The sequence below is a fragment of the Streptomyces sp. NPDC059456 genome (assembly GCF_042750055.1).
In the GTDB taxonomy this organism is placed as follows: domain Bacteria; phylum Actinomycetota; class Actinomycetes; order Streptomycetales; family Streptomycetaceae; genus Streptomyces.
This window is the reverse complement of the sequence record NZ_JBHYVA010000492.1, coordinates 1-6474: the sequence shown is the minus strand read 5'-3', so window position 1 is coordinate 6474 and position 6474 is coordinate 1. Positions and strand designations below refer to the sequence as shown.

At 74.5% G+C, this 6474-nt stretch carries 8 protein-coding genes and 1 pseudogene; 3 read left to right on the top strand and 6 right to left on the bottom strand.

The genetic code is table 11. From position 1 onward, the window contains the following. Positions 1-104 precede the first annotated feature (104 nt). A complete protein-coding gene (locus ACFXA3_RS31345) occupies positions 105-668 on the top strand; it encodes a hypothetical protein (protein ID WP_385192215.1) in 564 nt (187 codons plus the stop codon). A 17-nt stretch (positions 669-685) separates the two neighbouring features. Here ACFXA3_RS31345 and ACFXA3_RS31340 read toward each other — a convergent pair whose 3' ends face one another. The 4 genes from ACFXA3_RS31340 to ACFXA3_RS31325 form a co-directional block, all read right to left on the bottom strand. Beyond that, positions 686-1024 carry a hypothetical protein gene (locus ACFXA3_RS31340; RefSeq protein ID WP_385192213.1) on the bottom strand — a complete coding sequence of 113 codons (339 nt, stop codon included), beginning with the start codon at positions 1022-1024 and terminating at the stop codon, positions 686-688. Positions 1025-1101: 77 nt separating this feature from the next. Further along, on the bottom strand, positions 1102-1317 hold the full coding sequence (locus ACFXA3_RS31335; RefSeq protein ID WP_385192211.1) for a hypothetical protein: 216 nt from the start codon (positions 1315-1317) through the stop codon (positions 1102-1104). 287 nt (positions 1318-1604) lie between these two features. Next, positions 1605-2474, bottom strand: coding sequence for an arylamine N-acetyltransferase (locus ACFXA3_RS31330; RefSeq protein ID WP_385192209.1), 870 nt, complete (start codon positions 2472-2474; stop codon positions 1605-1607). Between the two features lie 54 nt (positions 2475-2528). Then, complete coding sequence (locus tag ACFXA3_RS31325) at positions 2529-3671, bottom strand: NADH-quinone oxidoreductase subunit D (RefSeq protein ID WP_385192206.1); 1143 nt, start codon at positions 3669-3671, stop codon at positions 2529-2531. A gap of 54 nt (positions 3672-3725) precedes the next feature. Here ACFXA3_RS31325 and ACFXA3_RS31320 point away from each other — a divergent pair, with 54 nt between their 5' ends. Next, a complete protein-coding gene (locus tag ACFXA3_RS31320; protein WP_385192204.1) occupies positions 3726-4217 on the top strand; it encodes a PH domain-containing protein in 492 nt (163 codons plus the stop codon). After that, positions 4214-5596, top strand: a complete 1383-nt coding sequence (locus ACFXA3_RS31315) for a PH domain-containing protein (protein ID WP_385192201.1) — start codon at positions 4214-4216, stop codon at positions 5594-5596. Before ACFXA3_RS31320 ends, ACFXA3_RS31315 begins: the two co-directional genes overlap by 4 nt. A gap of 50 nt (positions 5597-5646) precedes the next feature. Here the strand turns inward: ACFXA3_RS31315 and ACFXA3_RS31310 are convergent, their stop codons facing one another. Beyond that, a complete protein-coding gene (locus ACFXA3_RS31310) occupies positions 5647-6315 on the bottom strand; it encodes a response regulator (RefSeq protein ID WP_385192199.1) in 669 nt (222 codons plus the stop codon). Between the two features lie 20 nt (positions 6316-6335). Continuing rightward, positions 6336-6474: pseudogene (locus tag ACFXA3_RS31305) on the bottom strand (sensor histidine kinase); the annotation flags it as partial.

Sequence of the window (6474 nt, the reverse complement as noted above, 5' to 3'; positions counted from 1 at the left end):
GATACACAAACTCATATACCTAACGGGCCAGCGCCCTTGATTTCCTCATTCTGCTCGCCATCGAGGCCTCCGCGGCCCCGTCGGCGGCGAAGGAACTCCCGCCGGTGTCCGAGGAGCGCACGTCGAGCGGCGCGCCGACCAGCGTCGGCTACGCCCGGGCCCACGCGGCCATGGCGGCCCTCGTCCGCAAGGCGGAGGCGCAGCCGGCCCGGCCGAAGGTGCTGGAGGGCAAGGGCGCCGAACCCAGGGCGCTGGAGTCCGGGGCACCGGCCGGCGACCCGCACGGCCGTACGGGCTCCGGCACGGGCGCCCCGGCGGCGGTCCCGGCGCGCCGGCCCGCCGCGGCGGTCGCGCCGTACTCGGCCTCGCGCCGCTCGGCGTCCCGCGTCGAGGGCGGCTTCGACTTCTTCGGCACCAAGAACGCCGCCCAGGCCCGCGCGGCGATCGAGTCCGTGCAGAACGAGGACCTCGCCGACGTGGTCGGCGCGGAGGCCCTCGCGGTGCACAAGGCGGAGTCGGCCCAGGCCGGCGCCGAGCAGCCGGCCAAGGAGCAGGGCTTCAAGCCCGCCACCCCCGAGCAGCGTGCGGTCGGCCAGGTCATCGACCTGACGGCACACGACGAGACCGAGCCGATCGACGTCGTCCGCCTGCGCACCGCCATCTCCTAGCCGCGCAGCGGCGGGGCTCACCCGTAGGCCAGGACCGCCAGCACGGCCAGTGCCTCCAGGGCCAGCTGGGCCGCGAAGGCACCCTTCGCAAGGCGGTGGGGCGCGGCCTGCACCACCACGAAGGCCGCCACGACGGCACCGAGCAGCGTCAGGAACAGCTCCCCGGGGAAGGGCCGGCAGCCGCCCATCACCAGGCAGCGGCTGCCCTGCTCCGTGGACAGCAGCAGGGCCGTCGCGCCGACCAGGGCGGGCGGCAGCAGCAGGGCGGCGATCCCGGCGCGGCGCCGGGTGCGCCGGACGGCGGTCCCGGCCTGCGGGGCGGGCGCGGGCAGGTCGGTCTGCGGGTTCCAGGACATGCCGCCATCGTGTCCGCGCCGCCGGGTACGGGGCATCCGCGCGGGTACTCAGACCCGCGGCCCCGTCCTACTCAGGCTCAGAACAGCGGGAGCTGCCCCGGCAGTTCCGGCAGGACGAAACCGTCCAGTGCGGGCGCCGACGCCCCGAGCACCACCCGGGCGCGGGATCCGGGGCAGGACACCAGGTCGCCGCGGCCCCGCCCGGCGGGCGGGTCGTGGCGGGCGATCCGGCCGGCGGTCACGGCGCAGTCGCGCCCGCATGCGGGACAGGCCCGTCGGGGGGAGTGGGACATGCCCCAAGTCTGCACTCCCGCACCGACATCGCCACCGCCCGCCCGGCCCGCCTGTCTGCCGGCCTCGCGCCGCCCGGCCCGCCTGTCTGCCTGCCTCGCGCCGCCCTGCCCCGCCTGCCGGCCTCGCGCCGCCCTGCCCCGCCCGCCCGGCCCGCCTGTCTGCCGGCCTCGCGCCGCCCTGTCCTGCCTGCCGGCCTCGCGCCGCCCTGCCCCGCCTGCCTGCCAGCCTCACGCCAGCCTGTCTGTCCGCCTGTCTGCCTGTCCGCCTGCCCGTGCCGTCTCCGGCCTCAGCTCCCGGACGCCGCCGCCGTCTCCGTCCGGCCGGCCAGCCACACCGCGTGGGCCGCGCACACCCGGTCCCACAGCCGCACCCGGTCCCCGGGCGTCAGATCGCCGAGCTCCCGCTCGAAGAGCCCGCCCACCACCGCCCAGAACTCCCCGGGCGTCTCCAGGACCCGCTCGGTCGTCCCCTTCACCGGGTCGATCCGGCTCAGCACCCGCCCGCGCAGCGCGTCGACGCCCTCCGCGTCGCGCCGCAGCAGTGCGAGGGTCCGTACGAAGCCCGAGTCCGGCGCGGTCGACAGCCGGACGTGCGTGGCCTCGAAGTCGGCCGTCGTCGCGGGCGCCGAGAGGATGTTCACCACCGGGCAGGGAGCCGCCTCGTTGACGTACCTCCAGCCGGGCCCGTCCCCCTCCAGCGGGCCCAGCTCGTACGTGAACCCGCCCTGCCGGTGCGTTCCCGCGCGCAGCGGCAGCGGTTCGTACGGGCCGTCGCCGAGCCCCGCGTCGACGAAGTACTCCTCGCCGTCGACCCGGACCGTCAGCGCGAGGTGGTCGCCGCTGACGTCGCGGCGCTCGCGGTCCGCCGCGCCGAGGACGCCGCCGAGGTGCCGGGTCACCGCGAAGCCGAGGTGTTCCAGGAGCTGCGCGAAGGCGCCGTTGAGGTGGAAGCAGTACCCGCCCTGCCCGGCGGCGAAGCGGCGTACGGACAGGGCGGGGTCGATGCCGGGCGGCCGGCCGAGCTGGATGTCGAGGTTCTCGTACGGAATGCGTTCGAGATGGGCGCGCTGGAGCGCGAAGAGGGCCTCAGCGGTGGGCCGCGGCGGCCGCGGGAAGCCGAGCCGCCGCAGGTAGCCGTCGTACGTGCCTGGGGTCATCCCCGCAGCCTAGGCACAAACCCCCCGCGGAATCCCGCGAGTTCCCGCGACTTGTCACTTGTCGATATCGCCCACGACGAAGAACAGCGAACCCAGGATCGCCACCATGTCCGCGACCAGCTGCCCGGGCAGCAGCACCGACAGCGCCTGGATGTTGTTGTACGAGGCGGAGCGCAGCTTCAGCCGGTACGGGGTCTTCTCGCCCTTGGAGACGAGGTAGTAGCCGTTGATGCCGAGCGGGTTCTCGGTCCAGGCGTACGTGGCCCCCTCGGGCGCCTTCAGCACCTTCGGGAGGCGCTGGTTGATCGGCCCGGGCGGCAGCTCGTCCATCCGGTCCAGGCAGGCCACGGCCAGGTCGAGCGCGTTGTGCGTCTGGTCGAGCAGGCATTCGAAGCGGGCCAGGCAGTCGCCCTCGGTGCGGGTGACCACCTTCAGGACGTCCTGGAGCTCCCCGTACGCCAGGTACGGCTCGTCGCGGCGCAGGTCGAAGTCGACGCCGGAGGCGCGGGCGATCGGCCCGGAGACCCCGTACGCGTGCACCGCCTCGGCGGACAGCACGCCCACCCCGCGGGTGCGGCCGCGGAAGATCTCGTTGCCGTGGACCAGCTTGTCGTAGACGTCCATCCGGGTGCGGACGTCGGCGATCGCGGCGCGCGTCCGGCCGAGCCAGCCGGCGGGGAGGTCCTCCTTGAGGCCGCCGACCCGGTTGAACATGTAGTGCATGCGGCCGCCGGAGATCTCCTCCATGACGGCCTGGAGCTCCTCGCGCTCGCGGAACGCGTGGAAGATCGGGGTGATCCCGCCCAGTTCGAGGGGGTAGGAGCCGAGGAACATCAGGTGGTTCAGCACCCGGTTCAGCTCGGCGAGCAGGGTCCGCATCCACACGGCCCGCTCGGGGACCTCCATGCCGAGCATCCGCTCGACGGCCATGACCACGCCGAGCTCGTTGGAGAACGCGGACAGCCAGTCGTGGCGGTTCGCGAGCATCACGATCTGCCGGTAGTCGCGCGCCTCGAAGAGCTTCTCGGCGCCGCGGTGCATGTAGCCGACGACCGGTTCGGCGCTGACGATCCGCTCGCCGTCCAGGACGAGCCGCAGGCGCAGCACGCCGTGGGTGGAAGGGTGCTGGGGTCCGATGTTGAGCACCATGTCGGTGCTCTCCGCCGCACCGCCGATGCCGACCGTGGTCTCCGTCATGGCCGCATTCTCTCAGCCGTGGGGGGTGGCGCGTCGGCCCCCTACTCTGAACCCATGGAAACGGGGACGACGGGTGGGGCGGGCCGGCCCGACTGGGTGGGGCTGCCGGGCGGGCTGCTCGCCCTGCGGCGGCTGCTGCTGGTGATCTGGACGGTGCCGCTCGCCGCGGGGACGGCGCTGCTGCTGGGGCTGACGGCCGGCCCGGCCTGGGCGGCCGCGGGGGCGTTCTGGCTGGTGCTGCCGGCCTGGGGCTGGGTGCTGCTCGGCCGCAACTGGCGGTCCTGGCGCTACGCCGAGCGCGCGGACGACCTGCTGATCAGCCGCGGGGTGCTGTGGCGGGAGCAGACGGTGGTCCCGTACGGGCGGATGCAGCTGGTCGAGGTGACCTCGGGGCCGCTGGAGCGGCGCTTCGGGCTGGCCTCCGTACAGCTGCACACGGCGGCCGCCGCCTCGGACGCCAAGATCCCGGGGCTGGTCCCGGCAGAGGCGGAGCGGCTGCGGGACCGGCTGACGGAGCTCGGCGAGGCAAGGTCGGCGGGCCTGTGACCGCCGGATCCGGAGCCGAAGCCGGGGCGAAAGCCGCAGCCGACACCGGAGCCGGCCCCGGCGCCGGCCCCGGCGCCGCGGTTCTGCCCGGCGCCGAGCGCCGGCTGCACCTGCTCACGCCGCTGCGCCGGGCCTGGGTGCCGATCGCCGCGACCGTCGGCGTCGTCGTCAAACAGGGCGACGAGGTCGAGCAGTGGGCGAGCGCGCTGTCCGTGACCCTGCGGACCCTGGCACTGGCGGGCCTGGTCGTGGTGTTCGGCGTGTACGGGTTCCTGAGCTGGTGGTTCACCCACTACGCGGTGACCGACACCGAGCTGCGCATCCGCAGCGGGCTGTTCTTCCGGCGCACCGCGCACATCCGGCTCGACCGGATCCAGGCGATCGACGTGACCCGGCCGCTGCTCGCCCGGGTGGCCGGGGTCGCCAAGCTGCGGATCGACGTGATCGGCACCGAGGACAAGGACGAGCTGGCCTTCCTCGACGAGCGCGATGCCGTCGCGCTGCGCGCCGAGCTGCTGGCCCGGGCGGCCGGGTTCGCGCCCGCCGAGGCCGTCACGCTCGGCGAGGCCCCGCAGCGCGAGCTGCTGCGGGTGCGGCCCGCCGATCTGGTGGTGTCGCTGCTGCTCACCCTGTCGGCGTGGGCGGCGCTCGCCGCCGGGCTGATCGTCCCCGTCGCCGTGTGGTGGTTCAGCGGAAACCCCTGGGCGACGATCGCGACCCTGCTGCCCATGCTGGGCGGGGTCTGGTCGGGTACGGCCGGCCGTTTCCTCACCGAGTTCGACTGGCGGGTCGCCGAGTCCCCGGACGGGCTGCGGCTCGACCACGGGCTGCTGGACCGGGCGCACGAGACCGTGCCGCCGGGGCGGGTGCAGACCGTACGGATCGTGGAGCCGCTGCTGTGGCGGCGCCGGGGCTGGGTGCGGGTGGAGCTGGCGGTGGCCGGCTCGAAGAACGGGGTCCTGGTCCCGGTCGCCTCGCGGGCCGCCGCCGATGCGCTCGTCGCCCGGGTGCTGCCGGGCGTGGACCTGGCCGGGCTGGTCTTCGACCGGTCGCCGAAGACCGGGTCGCGGTGGGTGGTGCCGCTGTGGTGGAGGGGCTACGCCCTGGCCGTCTCCCCGGACGTGTTCGCCGCCCGCAAGGGGCTGCTGTGCCGCCGTACGGAGATCGTCCCGCACGCCAAGGTGCAGAGCGTCCGGCTCACGCAGGGCCCGTGGGAGCGGGCCCGGGGCGTCGCCGACGTCCACGTGGACACGGGGGCCAACGGCACGGTCACGGCCCGCCTGCGGTCCGCGGACGAGGCCGTCGGCCTGCTGGACGCCCAGGCGGCCCGCTCCCGCACCTCGCGCGCGGACGCCCGCCCGGACCGCTGGATGACCTGACGGGCGGCCGGGACGGGACGACGGGACGGGTGGTGGTGGCAGGGGGCCGGTCACGCGCCGCCGGCGCGCACCAGGCCCGTCTCGTACGCGAGGACGACCACCTGGACGCGGTCGCGCAGGTTCAGCTTGGTCAGGATGCGGCCCACGTGCGTCTTCACGGTGGCCTCGGACAGGACCAGGCGGCCGGCGATCTCGCCGTTCGACAGGCCCTGGGCGACCAGCAGCATGACCTCGCGCTCGCGCTCCGTCAGCCGCTCGATCTCCTTGTTCTGCGGCTCCTGCGTGTTCGTCGGCAGCATCGGCGCGAAGCGGTCCAGCAGGCGCCGCGTCGTGGACGGGGCCACCACCGCGTCACCGCTGTGCACCGAGCGGATCGCGGCCAGCAGCTCCGCCGGCGGCACGTCCTTCAGCATGAAGCCGCTCGCGCCCGCCTTCAGGCCCGAGAAGGCGTACTCGTCCAGGTCGAAGGTGGTCAGGATGATCACGTCGGGGTGCTCGTCCCGCTCGCAGATCCGGCGCGTGGCCTCGACCCCGTCGAGCTTGGGCATGCGGACGTCCATCAGCACCACGTCCACCTTCGTGGACCGCAGCACCTCCAGCGCCTCCAGGCCGTCGCCGGCCTCGGCGACGACCTCCATGTCCGGCTGGGCGGCGAGCACCATGCGGAAGCCCGTGCGCAGCAGCACCTGGTCGTCGACCAGCATCACTCGGATGGACATCAGTTACCTCGACCTCGTCGTCATTTCTTCTTGAGCGGGAGCAGTGCGCTGATCCGGAAGCCGCCGCCGGGACGCGGGCCCGCGTCCAGGGGGCCGCCGACCAAGCCGATCCGCTCGCGCATCCCGATCACCCCGAGCGCGGCGCCCGCGGCGCCCCCG